A 15,854-nucleotide genomic window follows, 5' to 3' on the forward strand; every position below is an offset into this window, starting at 1 on the left:
CGTACACCGGGGGAACGACAGGAGGGGCGGCCACCGGACCGGTGGCCGCCCCTCCTCGCGCGCTCGCTAGACGCGGCTGCCCGCGCTCTCCTGGGCCGCCGCCGACCACTCCCCGAACCGGGCCCCGGGCCGGGTCTGACGGGCCGCGTACAGCTGGCCGTCCGTGCCGAGCACCACGAGCACCGCCCGGCCGGCCGAGTCCTGCGACATGCCCGGTATCCCCACGAACTGCACGCCCGGCGTCTCCCAGGCCGCCTGCTTGGCCGAGCTGTCGGTCGCCGGCACCACGCGGCCCTGCTCGTCCCGGGCCGCGATCACCAGCGCGGCCCCGTTCCCGTTCAGGCGGTACGCCGAGACGCGCCCGTAGCCGCCCGCCGGTGTGCGGCGGGCCACCTTCCACGCGGCCTCCGACGTGCCGGACGGGCCGCCGGGCGCGGCGACGGTCACCTGCGCGGTGCCCGCACCCCGGTAGACGGCGAGCGCGCCGCCCTTGCCGTCCGCCACCAGGCTCACCGCGCTGCCCGACGGCGGCAGACCCGTCGGCGTCGAAAGCCTCGGCAGCTCGCCGGGCGCGGGGGACACCCAGTGCAGCACCGTCTTGGCGGTCGGCGCCGCCACATGAATCCGGCCCGACGGGTCGACCAGCGCGTCGATCCCCTCCACCACCAGCGGATGCGGAGGCTGCTTGCCCGCCGGGTGGTCGAGCAGCTGCCAGGGCCCCCACCCCTTGCCGCCCTTGCCGCTGCGCATCGCGATGTCACCGGCCCAGTTGCGGGCCAGTACGTGCACGGTGCCGTCCGGGGCGACCGCGGTCGCCGGATAGCCCGTCTCAAGCGACTTCTCCGGGGCGGTGTCCGGGGTGCCGAGCGAGGTCCACGCGCCGAACTTGGGCACCCCGTCGGCGCCCACGCCGGTCTGCAGCACACAGACCAGCTCTTTGTGGTGCTTCTGCCCCTTGAACGGAAGGACCGTGCGCGTACCGAACAGCTGAAGCGTTCCATCGGGCAGCCGTACGACCTCGACCTGCGGGTCCAGCGGGCCCCCCGCGCTGCCCACCGCCTCGAACGGCCCGCCCCACGGCCCCTTGCCGGCCTCCCGCTCCACCCAGCAGCGCACCGCCCCGTTGAGCACCGCGAACGCCGCGAGCCGGCCGTCCTTGAGCGGCGCCAGCCAGCGCACGGTGCCCGGGGTACGGGTGCGGGTGCCGCGCGCCCAGCCGGCCCCGCCGCCCTTCAGGCCGTTGGGGCCCACCTTGAGGTCGCCGCAGCCCGCCGCGTCCCCGCAGTCGCGGTGGTCCGCCCAGCCGTAGGCGTTCAGGAGCTGGGAGTTGCGCCGCGTGGCCGCCGCGTCCAGGGACGGCGGGGTGTAGTTCGTCGGGTAGCCGATGTAGTTGGACACCGACGCCGGACGCCCCTTGCCCCCGCCCCAGTAGCGCTCCATGGCGGCCTGCATGAACTGCGCCGACGAGGTGTGGTCCTGATGGTCCAGATAGCTCAGGCCACGCAATATCGTCGGCGCGCTCATCATCGCCACCGTTTCGCGCGGCGCGTGCATGGGGGTCGGGTCGAGCGTCCTTATCACCGTCGGGTTGACCCGCGCGATCACCGCCGCGAGCGCGTCGATGATCTGGTCCCGCGTGTAGGCGCGCGGCATCCGCACCGGGCTGCCGGTGCCCGGCAGCGTCGGCAGCTCCTTGATGGCGCCCAGCCACAGACCCCGCATGCTCACCGGACGCGGCACGCTCACATAGCGCGCCTCGCACAGGCCCATGTAGATCAGCTGGACGTGCGGGGCGGCCTGCAGATAGTGCAGCTCGGAACGGAAGCCGGGCAGCAGCTCCACCGGCTCCACCGTCCACGGACTGTTGTCGTCGCCCGTCGCCATCAGGGCGTTGGCGGCCCGCAGACCGTTTATCCGCGCCCGCGCGAAGCCCGGCCGGTCCGTCCGCATCGACTTGAACTGCGGTGACTTGCCCGGAGCGTTGCGGCCGTCCGACTCACCGCTCGTCATGCACACCGTCACCGAAAGGGCGCCACTGCGTATCGACTGCTCCAGGTCCGGGTTCATGAAGTAGATGCTGTCGTCGGCGTGCGCGATCACGTGCAGATACGCCTGGTTGGCCGAATCCGAGGCCGGCTTGCCCGTCGTCGTGCCCGTCGAAGGACTGTCGACGCCCGCCCCGCCCCGAGGTGCCAGCCACTGCCATCCGCCGTAGGCGAGAGGCGCCGCCACGAGGCCGCCCCCGGCGACCTGCAGCAGACGTCGGCGAGATGGTGACGACGGCATCCGGCACGCTCCTTGTTGCATCCATGCGCCCCGAGTCCCCCGGGCGTCCGCCATGGAGTTGTTCGAACAGTCATCAGGAGGGAGGGCGTAGCAGCTCCTGAGGTTTCACTTCTGACGCTAAATTTGCCTGGCCGGTATGAAGCCGCACGGTAGGGGCGTGTGGGCTTCAGCACCCCATCGGCCCATCAGTTCCCCAGTTTTCGCACTTTTTCGAGCTTAAAGCTCCTTTGTGCGGCCCCCGTGAGGCTGTCCGCCGATTGGAACTTCCAAGCGCCCACGGCCCGTCCTGACATAGATTTCACCGTGTGACAGTGGCAAGGCAGCAGGTGGCACAGGCCCGCAGAATTGTAGTCAAGATCGGTTCGTCCTCACTCACCACCGCCTCCGGCGGCCTCGACGCGGACCGGGTCGACGCGCTCGTCGACGTGCTCGCCAAGGCGCGCAGCGGCGGCGAGAAGGACATCGTCCTGGTCTCCTCCGGCGCCATCGCCGCCGGCCTCGCCCCACTCGGGCTGCGCCGCCGCCCGACGGACCTGGCCCGCCAGCAGGCCGCGGCCAGCGTCGGCCAGGGCCTCCTGGTCGCCCGCTACACCGCCTCCTTCGCCCGCTACGGCGTACGCGTCGGGCAGGTCCTGCTCACCACCGACGACACCAGCCGCCGCGCCCATTACCGCAACGCCTACCGCACCCTGGACCAGCTCCTGGCCATGGGCGCGCTGCCCGTCGTCAACGAGAACGACACCGTGGCCACCGACGAGATCCGGTTCGGCGACAACGACCGCCTCGCCGCCCTCGTCGCCCACCTCGTCCGCGCCGACCTGCTCGTGCTGCTCTCCGACGTCGACGGCCTCTACGACGGCGACCCCGCCAAGCCCGGCACCTCGCGCATAGACGAGGTCCGCGGTCCCGACGACATCGCCCACGTCCAGATCGGCAGCGCGGGCAAGGCCGGGGTCGGCACCGGCGGCATGGTCACCAAGGTCGAGGCCGCCCGTATCGCGGCCGCCGCCGGCATCCCCGTCGTCCTGACCTCCGCGAGCCAGGCCGCCGACGCCCTCGCCGGGCGCGCCACCGGCACCCACTTCCACCGCACCGGCCGCCGCTCCGCCGACCGCCTCCTGTGGCTGGCACACGCCTCCACCCCGCAGGGCGCCCTGGTCCTCGACGACGGAGCCGTACGGGCCGTCGTCGAAGGCCACAAGTCGCTGCTGCCCGCCGGAATCGCCGCCGTCGAGGGCGAGTTCGTGGCCGGCGATCCCGTCGAACTGCGCGACCTCCGGGGCCGTGCCATCGCCCGTGGCCTCGTCAACTTCGACGCCAAGGAGATCCCTCAGCTCCTCGGCCGCTCCACGCACGACCTCGCCCGTGAACTCGGCCCCGGCTACGAGCGGGAAGTCGTACACAGGGACGATCTGGTCGTCCTGCACCCCTGAAACGGCTGAAAGTCCAGCCATAAGACAGACACCTTCAGGAAAACCGCCCCGCGCCCGGCCTCGGGCTGGTCAACTTTGAGGCGGGGGTACACGCGGACCGGCAATCCGCGCAGTACCGCACCGCATCGCACACAGCAGCACAGGAGGCCGCCGGTGAGACGAGCGCGCCCCGGGGCGGCGCCCCGAGGGACGACGGCTGAGCGGACCCTGACCAGTGTGGGGACGGGGGCCGACGTCGAACGGAGCGAGGCAGTCGAGGAGCCCGGGGACATCCCCAGGCTGTGGCACATCACGCTCAGCGTCTCGGGAGCGGAGGCGCCGCTGAAGGAGGTCCGCCGCGGCCTCGAACAGCTCGCCCACGACCACCCGTTCCTGCTGACCAGCCGCTATGCCCATGACCACGCCGAGATCCGGTACTGGGAGGAGGCCCGCGACCTGCACGACGCGGCCGCCGTCGCCCTGCGCCTGTGGGGCGAACACCGCTCCACCGCCAAACTCCCGCCCTGGGAGATCGTCGGCCTCGAAGTCATCGACCGCGGGACCTACCACCAGCGGCTCGCCGAGGGGTACGGACCACCCCCGGCCGCCCCCGTGGGCGTCCACCCTTTCTGACCCCGCTCCCCGGGACCGTCTCGGGGAGTGGAACCGGGGCGAAACGCCCGCCCGCCGCGCATTAGTCTGCGGGCATGGCTTCGCAGACCTCGCCCTCCCCGTACGACGACATGTCCCCGGTCACGCAGACCGCCTACCGGGCGCGCGCAGCGGCCGCCGAGATCGCGCCACTTCCGCGTGCGGTCAAGGACGAGGCGCTGCTCGCGATCGCCGACGCGCTCCAGGTGCGGACCGCGGAGATCGTCGAGGCCAACGCCGTCGACGTCGCCAAGGCCCGCGAGGCCGGCACCAGCGAGACCGTCATCGACCGGCTCACGCTCACGCCCGAGCGGATCCGCGCGATCGCCTCCGACGTGCGCGACGTGGCCGCCCTGCCCGACCCCGTCGGCGAGGTCGTCCGCGGCTCCACCCTGCCCAACGGCATCGACCTGCGGCAGGTCCGCGTCCCGCTCGGGGTCGTCGGCATCATCTACGAGGCCCGGCCCAACGTGACCGTGGACGCCGCGGCCCTCTGCCTCAAGTCGGGCAACGCGGTCCTGCTGCGCGGCTCGTCCTCCGCCTACGCCTCCAACACCGCCCTCGTCCGTGTCCTGCGTGACGCGGTCGGCGGCGCGGGTCTGCCCGCCGACGCGGTCCAGCTCGTCCCCGGTGAATCCCGCGACTCCGTAAGGGAGTTGATGCGCGCCCGCGGCCTGGTGGACGTCCTCATCCCGCGCGGCGGCGCCTCCCTGATCCGCACCGTCGTCGAGGAATCGACCGTCCCCGTGATCGAGACCGGCACCGGCAACTGCCACGTCTACGTCGACGCCGAGGCCGACCTCGACATGGCCGTCGACATCCTCGTCAACTCCAAGGCGCAGCGCCCCTCGGTCTGCAACTCCGCGGAGACGCTCCTGGTCCACCAGGACATCGCGGACGCCTTCCTGCCGCGCGCCCTGGACGCCCTGGCCGAGGCCGGCGTCACCGTCCACGCGGACGAGCGCGTACGGGCCTACGCGGACGCCTCCAAGGCCACCGTCGTCGAGGCCACCGTCGAGGACTGGGAGACCGAGTACCTCTCGTACGACATCGCCGCCGCGGTCGTCGACTCCCTCGACGCCGCCGTCGCCCACATCCGGCTGTGGACCTCCGGGCACACCGAGGCCATCGTCACCACTTCGCAGGCCGCGGCCCGTCGCTTCACCCAATTGGTCGATTCGACGACCGTCGCCGTCAACGCCTCCACCCGGTTCACCGACGGCGGCCAGTTCGGCTTCGGCGCGGAGATCGGCATCTCGACCCAGAAGCTGCACGCCCGCGGCCCCATGGGCCTGCCGGAACTGACCTCCACGAAGTACATCGTGACCGGCGACGGTCACATTCGGTAGCCGTTCATAACTCTCCGTGGGATAGGGCGAGTTCGCCCACCGGCTGCCCAAACGGACCGCCCGGGGATACGCTGAACGCGTGCCGGACGACGTAGGGGGCAGGCCGTTCCCGGACGGCTGGGAGCCCGACGACGACCGCGGGGGCGCGGACGATGACTTCGCCTCCGTGGTGTTCGACGAGGACTTCGTACGAGCCGCCGCCATCCACGAACCCAGCGCCGTCGAGCGTCTGCTCGCCGCCGCCCAGGCCCGTGCCGAGGCGGAGGCGGCCCGCGCCCGCGCGGGCGCCGGAGCCCCCGACGACGAGCTCTTCGACGACGGCTACGCCCCCTACCGCCCCGGCCGCGACCCGGACGACCTCGGTGGCCCCGGCCTCCCCGGCGGCGCCGAGGCGGGCCCCTACGGCCGCTTCGGCGGGGTTCTGCGCCCCTACCGGGGCCGCGCCCGCTGGCACCGGCCCATCGCCTGGCTGATGGCCGTGATCATGGGTATCGGCATGGTCGCCCTCGCCTTCTCCGCCGTCTACCGGGGCGCTTCCTCGGGCCGCGAGGACAAGGCGCCGCCGCCCCCCGCCACGAGCAACGTCGACAACCCGACCAACGCGGCGGCCCCGTCTCCGCCCGCCGCCGCCGGAGGCCGCCCGCCGGTGATCGGCTCGGCGCCGGGCACGGAGGGCCTCGCGCCCCCGTCCGCCACGGCCCCGCCTTCCCCGCCGGGCGCGCAGTCCGCTTCCGGCTCGTCCGTCCCCGCCCCCGCCTCGGCCTCGGCCGATTTCGGGGCGCCGGCGGTATCGGCTTCGAGCCCGCGCTGAGCACCCCCTGAACAGCCCGTGAACCGGCGCGGTGGAACTCGTCGGAAGTTGACGCGCACCAGCGCGTTTACCTTTCCCCCACGAGACCTACCCTGAAGGTATGGCAGGGCTTGGAGAGCCACCCGAGGAAACACCGGAGGGTCTCCCCGGCGGTGGCGACGACGAGTACCGGTCCGTCGTCTTCGACGAATCGTTCGTCCGCGCCGCCCGCCTCCAGGAGTACTCCGCGCAGGAACGGATGCGCGAGCACGCGCGGGCCGTGCGCTCCCGCCCGGGCTGGTCCCCGCGGGTCCTCTCCAGGCCCGCCATCGCGCTGGTGCTGCTGCTCCTCATAGCCTTCAGCACCGCCATCTACATGGGCGTCCGGCACCCCTACGAGCCGCCCCCGACCGGCCACCCCGAGCCGCTGCGGATGTCCGTGATCCCGCTGGCCCCGCAGGACCCGGTGCCGGGTGGTGACGCCGAGCAGCTCTTCGCGCACAGCCCCGCCGCCCAGTTCCGCACCGGCGGCTCCGGGATCAATCTGCCGTCGGCCACCAGGACCACGCACTTCTCCGAGGCCCAGGTGATGAACGCCCTCTCCATCGCCAAGGACTACCTGGTCAAGTCGTCCCTGGACCCCGATGTCCTGGCCGGCGGCCCGGACCGCCAGATCCGGGTGCTGCTGGACCCCGATCTGATGGCCCAGTTCGACCAGAGCCTGGCCACCCCGGCCGCCGACGGCAGGCACTCCGCCACCGGCTGGCTGGTCCGCTTCGATCCGGCCAAAGTGGCTCTCGCCGACCCCCGGATCCGCGTCCAGGGCTCAATGAGCTACGCGGAGTCCGGCCCGGACGCCCTCCTCGTCACCACCGACTACGTCTTCGTCTACGCCCTGCGCCCCGCCGGGAACGGGCCGCACGCCAAGGACGCCTCGCTGTTCACCGTCCGCCGCGAACTGAACTTCCGGCTCGACCGCGAGGACCTGCGGCTGAACCGTACGGAGATCCAGGCCAGCACCGCCGAGGCCGGGCCCCAGGCCTGCTCGGCCGATGTGGCGGGCCGGCTGCGGCCGCTCCTGGCGGGGGAGCGGGCGAGCGGACAGGGCCCGGCCGGCACCGACCCGTACGCGACCGGTCCCGCCCCCGAGGCGCTCTGCGGCACCCTGGCCTCCGGAGCCCAGCCGTCCCCGAACACCGGCTGACCCCTTCCGGCCTCTGGGCCCTTTCTGCCCTTGGACTCTTCCCGCCCCTTGGCCCTTTCTGCCCCTTGGCCCTTTCTGCCCCTGGGCCCTTTCTGCCCCTGGGCCCTTCCCGCCCCTTGGCCCTTTCTGCCCCTGGGCCCTTCCTGTTCTCCCAGCGCCTTCCTGCTCCCCCAGCCTTCCTGTCCCCGCGGCTCCTCGCAGTTTCCCCCGGCTCCTTACTGTCCCCCCTCAGTGCCTTTCGCCTCAGCCCAAGCCTTCTCAGCCCTGGCCTTCTCAGTCCAAGCCGTCTCAGCTCTTGCCGTTGCCGTTGCCGTTGCCGTTCTGCTCCGGCTTGCCGTCGGTCGGGCCGTCGTCCGGACCGGCCTCCTTGTCGGAGGTCGAGGAGGGCCGCGTCCCCGTGCCCGTGAACCTGTCCCGCAGCTTGCCGCCCAGATCCGCCGTGCCGCCCGCGATGTCGCCGACCAGCTTCATCAGGGGGTCCTTGCTGCTCTTGACCGCGTCGGCGTACGAGGCTGCGGACTCCCGGAAGGAGTCGGTCACCGAGGTGTCCTTGTCCCCGTCGCGGCGCGGGTAGTGGCCGTCCATGATCCGCTGGAAGTCGCGGGTTTCGGCCCACTTCTTCAGCTCGGCGACGCGCACCGTGGTGAACGGATGGGTGCGGGGCAGCACGTTGAGGATCTTCAGCACCGAGTCGCGCAGGTCGCCCCCCGACTCGTACTCCTCGGCCTGCTCCAGAAACGCGTCCACGTTCATCTCGTGCAGGTGGTTGCCGCCCGCTATCTTCATCAGTCCCCGCATCGAGGCCTTCAGGTCCTGGCCCACCAGCAGCCCGGCCCGGTCCGCGGACAGCTCCGACTTGCGGAACCACTCGCGCAGCGCGGTGACGATCGCCATGATCGCCACGTTGCCCAGCGGGATCCACGCGACCTTCAGGGCGAGGTTGGTGAGGAAGAGCAGGATCGTGCGGTAGACGGAGTGGCCGGAGAGGGCGTGGCCCACCTCGTGGCCGACGACCGCGCGCATCTCCTCCTCGTCGAGCAGTTCGACCAGGCCCGTCGTCACCACGATGATCGGCTCGTCGAGGCCGATGCACATCGCGTTCGGCTGCGGGTTCTGCGTCACGTACATCGGGGGGACCTTCTCCAGGTCCAGGATGTAACAGGCGTCCCGCAGCATGGAGTTGAGGTGGGCGAACTGGGCGTCGCTCACCCGCACCGAGTCCGACAGGAACAGGAGTCTCAGGCTTCGCTCGGGCAGCAGCCCGCTCAGCGCCTTGAAGACGGTGTCGAAGCCGGTCAGCTTGCGCAGCGCGACCAGCGCCGAGCGGTCCGCGGGGTGTTCGTAGGCCCGGGAGGAGATCCCGGGGAACCTGCGCCGCTGCCTGCTCGGCACGTTGTCGTTGATGTCCTCGGTCATGGGTGCCCCCTGTCGTTCGAGTCGTCGGCTCGTCCCCCTGACGACATCCACATTAGGCGGTGGCGATACCGTGGCCCGGGGGCCTGTGGATAACTTCGAGGAGACCTGCCATGCCCGACACCATGCCGGACGTCGTCACCGCTCTCGCCTCAGCGTCCGGCCAGGGGCCGGGCGCGCTGCTGCGCATCCTGCTGCTCGGCTCGATGGTCGGAGCGGGCCTCCTGGCCTGGTTCCTGCTGCGCGGATACCGCTCGAACGGCGGCGACGACAACAAGAACGACTGAGTCGGCGTGAGCGTGCCCGGACCGCCCGCATACGATGTGGGCGAAGTCTCCGCCCCGACTCCCGGATAGGTCCTGCCGAAGATGAGCCTCCACAGCACCGCCGCCAACCTGGTCTCGCTCGCCGAAGGCGCCGAGCACGGTGGCAACCACGAAAGCCTGCAGCCCTGGTTGACCGGCGGCGGCGCGCTGTTCGCCCTGCTCCTCCTGCTCTGGATCACCACCCGCTTCAACCGCGACCGCTGAGTCGGGGCCGAAAAGCCGGGCCAGTAGGCTCTGCACGCATGGGAGAGCAGGAAGTGCCTACCGGTCCGGTGAAGCGTCGTATCGGCGTGATGGGCGGAACGTTCGATCCGATCCATCACGGACACCTCGTGGCCGCCAGTGAGGTGGCCTCGCAGTTCCACCTGGACGAGGTCGTGTTCGTGCCGACCGGGCAGCCGTGGCAGAAGAGCCACAAGCTGGTCTCCCCGGCCGAGGACCGCTATTTGATGACGGTCATCGCCACCGCGTCCAACCCCCAGTTCTCGGTCAGTCGCATCGACATCGACCGCGGCGGTGCGACGTACACCATCGACACCCTGCGGGACCTGCGCGAGCGCAACAGCGACGCGGACCTCTTCTTCATCACCGGTGCCGACGCGCTCGGCCAGATCCTCACCTGGCGCGACGCCGAGGAACTGTTCTCGCTGGCGCACTTCATCGGTGTGACCAGGCCCGGCCACGTCCTGACGGACGACGGGCTGCCCGAGGGCGGCGTCTCGCTGGTGGAAGTGCCGGCCCTGGCGATCTCCTCGACGGACTGCCGGGCACGGGTCGCGCAGGGCGACCCCGTCTGGTATCTCGTTCCGGACGGTGTGGTCCGCTACATCGACAAGCGCCAGCTGTATCGCGGCGAGTGAGTCCAGCTGTACCGCCTGTACGTCGGCGAGTGAGAGAAGGCCACCGGTGAACGACCGCCAGTACGACCCGTATGCGCCCCAGGTGCAGCTGGTCGGATACGACGAGTACGGCCGGCCGGTGTACCAGCAGGTCCCGCCGCAGCAGCAGGCGTACGACCCGTACGCCCAGCCCCAGGAACCGCAGCAGCAACAGCAGCAACAGCCACAGCAGCAGGGGTACGGGTACGACCAGACCTATGTGCCGCAGCAGCAGACGTACGACTCGTACGGGCAGCAGCAGCCACAGCCACAGCCACAGCCACAGCCGCAGCAGTCGCATTCGGATCAGCAGGCTCAACAGGTCCAGCAGCCCCAACAGGCGCAGCAGCACCAGCAGTTCACCGAGACCCAGGCGTTTCCGCAGCAGGGCTATGGGCACGACTACGGCGCCGCTCAGCAGCCAGCCGGCCCGGAGCCCGCGGCGGCGGACGCCGAACCGCAGGGCGCGCCCGCGGTGCCCCAGCAGCGCAGGGACGGCCAGGGCGCGGGCGCTGAACGCGGCCCCGGCACCGAGGAGTTCGCGTTCATAGAGGAGCCCGACGAGGACTCCGAGGACGTCATCGACTGGCTGAAGTTCACCGAGAGCCGCAGCGAACGCCGTGAGGAGGCCAAGCGGCGCGGCCGCAAGCGCGGCGTGGCGCTCATCGTGGCGCTCGTCCTCGTCGTCGTGGGCGGCGCCGGCTATCTGTGGTTCGCCGGCAAGCTGCCCGGCCTCTCGTCCTCGGACGCCAAGAAGGACGGGGCCGCCCCGGTCGGGGCGCAGAAGCGCGACGTCATCGTCGTCCACCTCCACAACACCAAGGCGGGCGGCACCTCCACGGCGCTGCTCGTCAACAACGTGACCACCAAGCAGGGCACCACCGTGCTGCTGCCCAACACGCTCGGCGTGACCGACGACGACGGCAATCGCACCACCCTGGGCAAGTCGGTGGACTCCGACGGCTCGCAGGGCACCCGCGATGCGCTCTCCAACCTCCTCGGCGCCAAGATCACCGGCACCTGGCGGCTCGACACCCCGTACCTGGAAAACCTCGTCGACCTCGTCGGCAACATCGACATCAGCACGGACACCGACGTCCCCGGCGCCAAGCAGGGCGGCGACCCGCTGGTGAAGAAGGGCGACGACCAGACGCTCACCGGCCAGATGGCCGTCGCCTACGCCACCTATCGCGGACCCGGCGAGGCCGAGACCAAGCAGCTCCAGCGGTTCGGCACGGTGATGTACGGCGTGCTGCGCAAGATCTCCGACGATCCGAAGGCGGCCACCATCACCGTCCAGACGCTCGCGCAGATCCTCGACCCGTCGCTGCCCGAAGGCGACCTGGGCGCCTCCCTGGCCAAGCTCGCCGAGCACGCCAAGATCGGCGCGTACAAGACGGCGCTGCTGCCCGTGCAGCCCGACGGCACGCTGAGCCAGCAGGCCAGTGACAGCGTGGTCAAGGACGTCCTCGGCGGCAAGCTGGGCGGCGGGGCCGACCAGGGTTCCTCGCTCCGGGTCGGCGTGAAGAACGCCAGCGGCAACGGCAAGGCCGCCGAAGCCGCCCGGGTCGCCGTCGTCAACGGCGGCTACACCTTCATCGACGCCGGAAGCGCCGGCGCTCAGGCCGCCTCGCAGGTCCTGTACGGCGACGAGTCGAAGAAGGCGAACGCCGTCGAGGTCGCCAAGACGCTCGGCCTGCCGGACAGTGCGGTCAAGCAGGGCGGCGCGGCCGCCAACGCCGACGTGTCAGTCGTCATCGGCAAGGACTACAAGGCGCCGAAGTGAAGGATCGCGGCGCACCGGAGTGACGGACCCCGGGGCGCCGCGGGCGAAGGGCCCCGGCGCGTCGAGGGTGAAGGATCGCAGGCGCTGACGTGAAGGGCCGCGGGGCGCTGACGTGAAGAGTTTGACGGCGCTGTGGTGAAGGGCCGCGGGGCACCGGGGGAGTGCTGCGGGGCGCCGGGGCGAGGGCCCCGGCGCGATGCTTTCGGGGCTGTCGGTGGTCCGTGAGATCCTGGAAACCGATCTGATCCGATCTGACCGCCGACGAAAGCCTGCTTGTGACCGCCACGGACCGTTCCATCGAGCTCATCACCGCCGCCGCTCAGGCGGCTGCCGACCGGCTCGCGCACGACATCATCGCGTACGACGTCAGTGACGTGCTGTCGATCACCGACGCCTTCCTGCTCGCCTCCGCGCCCAACGACCGCCAGGTCAAGTCGATCGTCGACGAGATCGAGGAGCGGCTCAACAAGGAGCTCGGCGCCAAGCCGGTGCGCCGCGAGGGCGACCGCGACGCCCGCTGGATCCTGCTCGACTACGTCGACATCGTCGTGCACGTCCAGCACAGCGAGGAGCGCGTCTTCTACGCGCTGGAGCGCCTGTGGAAGGACTGCCCCGAGCTGCCGCTCCCGGACGACGCCATGAAGACCCGTGGCAAGGCGGCCGAGCACGCCGCGCTGACCGGGGCCGACGAGACGGACGGTGAGCTGAGCTGAACGGCACCAAGGGCGGCCGGGGCCGCCGCGTAGTCCTGTGGCGGCACGGCCAGACGGCCTGGAACCTGGAGCGCCGCTTTCAGGGCTCCACGGACATCGAGCTGACCGAGACGGGCATCGGCCAGGCGCACCGGGCCGCGCGCCTGCTGGCCGCGCTGGAGCCGGACGCGATCGTGGCGTCCGACCTTCAGCGGGCCGCCGCCACCGCCGCCGAGCTGGCGGCCGTGACGGGTCTGCCGGTCGAGCACGACTCGGGCCTGCGGGAGACGTACGCGGGCGCCTGGCAGGGGCTCACGCACGAGGAGATCGTCGCCCGGTACGGCGAGCAGTACGCCGCGTGGAAGCGCGGTGAGCCGGTGCGCCGGGGCGGCGGCGAGCTGGAGACCGAGGTCGCCGACCGGGCCGCCCCGGTCGTGCTGCGCCATGCCGACAAGCTGCCCGACGGCGGCACGCTCGTCGTGGTCAGCCACGGCGGCACCATCCGCACCACCATCGGCCGGCTGCTCGGCCTGGAGGCGCACCACTGGGAGGGCCTTGGCGGCCTCACCAACTGCTGCTGGTCCGTCCTCGGCGAGGGCGCGCGAGGCTGGCGCCTGCTGGAACACAACGCCGGCACGCTGCCCGAGCCGGTCCTCGGCGACGACGACTAACCGCTGCTCAGAGGCGGTGACGGGCGGATTTCACTTTCCGGCAGGTCACAGGCTAAAGTTCTTCTTGTTCGCAGCGCGGGACCGCCGAAGAAGCGGGAACAAGCCGAACAGCGGGGCTATAGCTCAGTTGGTAGAGCGCCTGCATGGCATGCAGGAGGTCAGGAGTTCAATTCTCCTTAGCTCCACAATCGGATCCCGTCCCCTCAGGGGGCGGGATCTTCTTGTTGTCCGGTTGTTGTCCGGCAAAGCTTCCTGTCCGGCAAAACCTCTTGTCCGGGCGGAGCCGTCGTAGGACCTGAGCGCCGTCGTCCGACCTGAGCGCTCGTACGACCTGAGCGCTCGGCCGCCGGAGCCGGTCCCTCCGGCGATTAAGGGGCGCGTGCACCCGCCCGCGCGCCGCAGGGGCACTCCTTCGCACCGACCGTCCTGTCCGTCCTGGGCGGCCTGTCCGGTCTCGTACGGTGACAGCACTGACCCTCTTGCGAGGACATGGCAGAATCGGGACGGCCGGAGGGGGACGACGGACCGAACGGGAGGGAGTGCGCGATGCCCGCGAGTCGCGAACAGTTCCCGCAGGCGTCCGGCGAACCGCAGACCTCGGCTTCCAGCGCCCCCCTGAGCTGCCCGTCCTGTGGCTCCGCACACGTCGCCCAGATGCTCGGTGACAACGGCGGAGTGTCCTACGTGTGCACGGCCTGCGGCCACAGCTGGAGCTGAACATGGGTGCACACAGGCGGAAATGCGACTGGTGCGGCAGTGGTACGCCCATCGTCAGGGACATGGATCCGGTCAACACCGACTATCAGTACTGGTGCGAGGAATGCGCCCGGGCGCTGATCATAAAGGGCGACCCGATCGAGACCTACCGGGAACTCGAAGGGGAGCCGATCTACGGCCGTCTCCTCGAAGCGCACTGCACGCTCAAGCGCTTCTACTCCTTCGCGACGGCCTGAGCGCCGCGAGCGCGAGGAAGCCCGCCCCGGCCAGCGGATAGAGCGCGGAGAGGGCCATCTGGCTGCCGCTCTGGGCGAGTTCGGGCCGGCTCGTGCCGTGCGGGACCCACCAGAGCGCGTACGTGCAGAAGACGGCCCCGAGCAGTGCCCAGCGCGACCTCTCGGCCGCGAGCAGCACCACCACCGGCACGCACCACACCCAGTGGTGCGACCAGGAAACGGGACTCACCAGGAGCGCCGTCACCGCGCAGGCCATCGCCGCCCAGGCCCGCTCCCCGCGCAGTTCGGCCCGGACGGCTACGGCGAGACCGACCGCCGCGGTGACGGCGGCGGCCGCCGTCCACCACAGGCCGGGATCACCGGTGTGCAGCAGCCGGGCCAGCACCCCGCGCAGCGACTGGTTGGCGGTGTCCTCGGCATGACCGACCCGGCCGGCCTCGAAGACCATCGACGTCCAGAAGCGCAACGAGTCGTACGGGAGCGCCACCGCGGCCGTCGCCGTGGCCGCGCAGAACACCGCGGCGGCCCTGATGGTGACGGCGAGCGGAAAGTTCCCGGCGCCGCTCCTCCTTCGGGTGACGGCGGTGATCAGCAGGAAGAGCCCGAACAGGGCGGGCGTGAGCTTCAGCGCGGCGGTGAGACCGATGCCGGCGCCCGCCCAGCGATCGGCCCGCTCGCGGGTGAGGTCCCAGAGCACGGCGACGGCGAGCAGCAGATTGATCTGGCCGTAGCGCAGGGTGGTCCACACCGGCTCGCACCAGACGGCGACCGCGGCGATCCACAGTGCGGCCCCGGGCCGGCGCAGGCCCGCGAGCCTCAGTGACAGCTCGGCCAGGGCGACCAGCAGCCCCAGGTTCGTGACGGTCGCCAGGGCCCGCAGCTCGGGGACGCCGACGAGGGTGAGCGGAGTGAACAGCAGGGCCGCGAACGGCGGGTAGGTGGTGGGCAGGTGCGCCCGGGTCGCGCGCATCGCGTAGAGGTCGGCGCCGGCCCGTACCGTCTGGCCCTCGGCCCGGTAGACCATCAGGTCGATCATCGAGACCCCGGCGGCCCGCTGGGCGGCCCAGAACACCGCGAAGGACAGCAGGCAGACGGCGGCCGCGAGCGGCACGGGGCGGCGGACGGAGGGGAAGCGGGCAGCGGTGTGCGCCAGTACCTTCACGGTCACGAAGGTGGACGTTACAGCCCTTCTTCGTACAGAACGGAAACCGATTTGGTGAAGCACCGGGGTGACCGTGTAATGTTCTCGATGTCGCCGCGGGAAACCGGACGACAAAGAAGCAAACAAGGGGCTATAGCTCAGTTGGTAGAGCGCCTGCATGGCATGCAGGAGGTCAGGAGTTCAATTCTCCTTAGCTCCACAGTGAAGAAGGCGGGCCATCCGAATCGGATGGCCCGCCTTCTTGTTGTGCCCCTGAGCTCGTTGTGCCCCTGCGAGGGGCC

General features: G+C 71.1%; 15 protein-coding genes, 2 tRNA genes and 1 pseudogene. 15 read left to right on the forward strand and 3 right to left on the reverse strand.

Translation table 11 applies throughout. The features are described 5' to 3' along the window. Positions 1-66: 66 nt before the first annotated feature. Positions 67-2,286 (reverse strand): PIG-L family deacetylase, encoded by a 2,220-nt coding sequence (locus IE267_RS33130; protein WP_167153217.1) that lies wholly within the window; start codon positions 2,284-2,286, stop codon positions 67-69. 305 nt (positions 2,287-2,591) lie between these two features. On the opposite strand from IE267_RS33130, the gene proB reads away from it, so the two are divergent. From proB to IE267_RS33155, 5 genes and pseudogenes are all read left to right on the forward strand, one after another. After that, the gene (gene proB, locus IE267_RS33135) at positions 2,592-3,719 is read left to right on the forward strand and encodes a glutamate 5-kinase (protein ID WP_167153219.1); all 1,128 of its coding nucleotides are present in this window, start codon (positions 2,592-2,594) and stop codon (positions 3,717-3,719) included. A 153-nt stretch (positions 3,720-3,872) separates the two neighbouring features. Further along, positions 3,873-4,331, forward strand: coding sequence for a DUF8830 family protein (locus IE267_RS33140; protein WP_167153221.1), 459 nt, complete (start codon positions 3,873-3,875; stop codon positions 4,329-4,331). 74 nt (positions 4,332-4,405) lie between these two features. After that, on the forward strand, positions 4,406-5,698 hold the full coding sequence (locus IE267_RS33145) for a glutamate-5-semialdehyde dehydrogenase (protein ID WP_161244656.1): 1,293 nt from the start codon (positions 4,406-4,408) through the stop codon (positions 5,696-5,698). Positions 5,699-5,777: 79 nt separating this feature from the next. After that, positions 5,778-6,368 (forward strand): annotated as a pseudogene (locus IE267_RS33150) (SCO2584 family spore wall biosynthesis protein); the annotation flags it as partial. Between the two features lie 241 nt (positions 6,369-6,609). After that, a complete protein-coding gene (locus tag IE267_RS33155) occupies positions 6,610-7,692 on the forward strand; it encodes an SCO2583 family membrane protein (RefSeq protein ID WP_189765693.1) in 1,083 nt (360 codons plus the stop codon). A gap of 288 nt (positions 7,693-7,980) precedes the next feature. Here IE267_RS33155 and IE267_RS33160 read toward each other — a convergent pair whose 3' ends face one another. Further along, the gene (locus tag IE267_RS33160; protein WP_229861546.1) at positions 7,981-9,108 is read right to left on the reverse strand and encodes a M48 family metallopeptidase; all 1,128 of its coding nucleotides are present in this window, start codon (positions 9,106-9,108) and stop codon (positions 7,981-7,983) included. A gap of 110 nt (positions 9,109-9,218) precedes the next feature. Between IE267_RS33160 and IE267_RS33165 the strand changes: the two genes are divergently transcribed. The 9 genes from IE267_RS33165 (at position 9,219) to IE267_RS33205 (ending at position 14,411) form a co-directional block, all read left to right on the forward strand. Then, positions 9,219-9,392 (forward strand): hypothetical protein, encoded by a 174-nt coding sequence (locus IE267_RS33165; protein WP_189765744.1) that lies wholly within the window; start codon positions 9,219-9,221, stop codon positions 9,390-9,392. An 81-nt stretch (positions 9,393-9,473) separates the two neighbouring features. Beyond that, on the forward strand, positions 9,474-9,635 hold the full coding sequence (locus IE267_RS33170) for a hypothetical protein (protein ID WP_167153229.1): 162 nt from the start codon (positions 9,474-9,476) through the stop codon (positions 9,633-9,635). Between the two features lie 38 nt (positions 9,636-9,673). After that, on the forward strand, positions 9,674-10,291 hold the full coding sequence (gene nadD, locus IE267_RS33175) for a nicotinate-nucleotide adenylyltransferase (protein WP_100578252.1): 618 nt from the start codon (positions 9,674-9,676) through the stop codon (positions 10,289-10,291). Between the two features lie 46 nt (positions 10,292-10,337). After that, a complete protein-coding gene (locus tag IE267_RS33180) occupies positions 10,338-12,095 on the forward strand; it encodes an LCP family protein (protein WP_189765694.1) in 1,758 nt (585 codons plus the stop codon). A gap of 275 nt (positions 12,096-12,370) precedes the next feature. After that, the gene (gene rsfS, locus IE267_RS33185; protein ID WP_100578254.1) at positions 12,371-12,808 is read left to right on the forward strand and encodes a ribosome silencing factor; all 438 of its coding nucleotides are present in this window, start codon (positions 12,371-12,373) and stop codon (positions 12,806-12,808) included. Continuing rightward, on the forward strand, positions 12,805-13,458 hold the full coding sequence (locus IE267_RS33190; protein ID WP_167156217.1) for a histidine phosphatase family protein: 654 nt from the start codon (positions 12,805-12,807) through the stop codon (positions 13,456-13,458). Before rsfS ends, IE267_RS33190 begins: the two co-directional genes overlap by 4 nt. Positions 13,459-13,570: 112 nt before the next feature. After that, positions 13,571-13,643: transfer RNA gene (locus tag IE267_RS33195), tRNA-Ala, on the forward strand. 361 nt (positions 13,644-14,004) lie between these two features. Beyond that, a complete protein-coding gene (locus IE267_RS33200) occupies positions 14,005-14,175 on the forward strand; it encodes a hypothetical protein (protein ID WP_167153233.1) in 171 nt (56 codons plus the stop codon). A 2-nt stretch (positions 14,176-14,177) separates the two neighbouring features. After that, on the forward strand, positions 14,178-14,411 hold the full coding sequence (locus tag IE267_RS33205) for a hypothetical protein (protein ID WP_053726163.1): 234 nt from the start codon (positions 14,178-14,180) through the stop codon (positions 14,409-14,411). Here the strand turns inward: IE267_RS33205 and IE267_RS33210 are convergent. Further along, complete coding sequence (locus IE267_RS33210) at positions 14,380-15,579, reverse strand: glycosyltransferase 87 family protein (RefSeq protein ID WP_229861547.1); 1,200 nt, start codon at positions 15,577-15,579, stop codon at positions 14,380-14,382. The genes IE267_RS33205 and IE267_RS33210 overlap by 32 nt on opposite strands. 120 nt (positions 15,580-15,699) lie before the next feature. Here IE267_RS33210 and IE267_RS33215 point away from each other — a divergent pair. Continuing rightward, positions 15,700-15,772 (forward strand) — tRNA-Ala (locus tag IE267_RS33215). Positions 15,773-15,854: the final 82 nt, after the last annotated feature.

This window comes from Streptomyces xanthochromogenes (assembly GCF_014650455.1).
Lineage (GTDB): Bacteria > Actinomycetota > Actinomycetes > Streptomycetales > Streptomycetaceae > Streptomyces > Streptomyces xanthochromogenes.

What these genes read in the sequence shown, in the direction of transcription:
- IE267_RS33205 (WP_053726163.1), top strand. Translation starts at nt 14,178, where the DNA reads ATGGGTGCACACAGGCGGAAATGCGACTGGTGCGGCAGTGGTACGCCC.
- nadD (WP_100578252.1), top strand. Translation starts at nt 9,674, where the DNA reads ATGGGAGAGCAGGAAGTGCCTACCGGTCCGGTGAAGCGTCGTATCGGC.
- IE267_RS33145 (WP_161244656.1), top strand. Translation starts at nt 4,406, where the DNA reads ATGGCTTCGCAGACCTCGCCCTCCCCGTACGACGACATGTCCCCGGTC.
- IE267_RS33170 (WP_167153229.1), top strand. Translation starts at nt 9,474, where the DNA reads ATGAGCCTCCACAGCACCGCCGCCAACCTGGTCTCGCTCGCCGAAGGC.
- IE267_RS33200 (WP_167153233.1), top strand. Translation starts at nt 14,005, where the DNA reads ATGCCCGCGAGTCGCGAACAGTTCCCGCAGGCGTCCGGCGAACCGCAG.
- IE267_RS33155 (WP_189765693.1), top strand. Translation starts at nt 6,610, where the DNA reads ATGGCAGGGCTTGGAGAGCCACCCGAGGAAACACCGGAGGGTCTCCCC.
- IE267_RS33130 (WP_167153217.1), bottom strand. Translation starts at nt 2,286, where the DNA reads ATGCCGTCGTCACCATCTCGCCGACGTCTGCTGCAGGTCGCCGGGGGC.
- IE267_RS33165 (WP_189765744.1), top strand. Translation starts at nt 9,219, where the DNA reads ATGCCCGACACCATGCCGGACGTCGTCACCGCTCTCGCCTCAGCGTCC.
- IE267_RS33160 (WP_229861546.1), bottom strand. Translation starts at nt 9,108, where the DNA reads ATGACCGAGGACATCAACGACAACGTGCCGAGCAGGCAGCGGCGCAGG.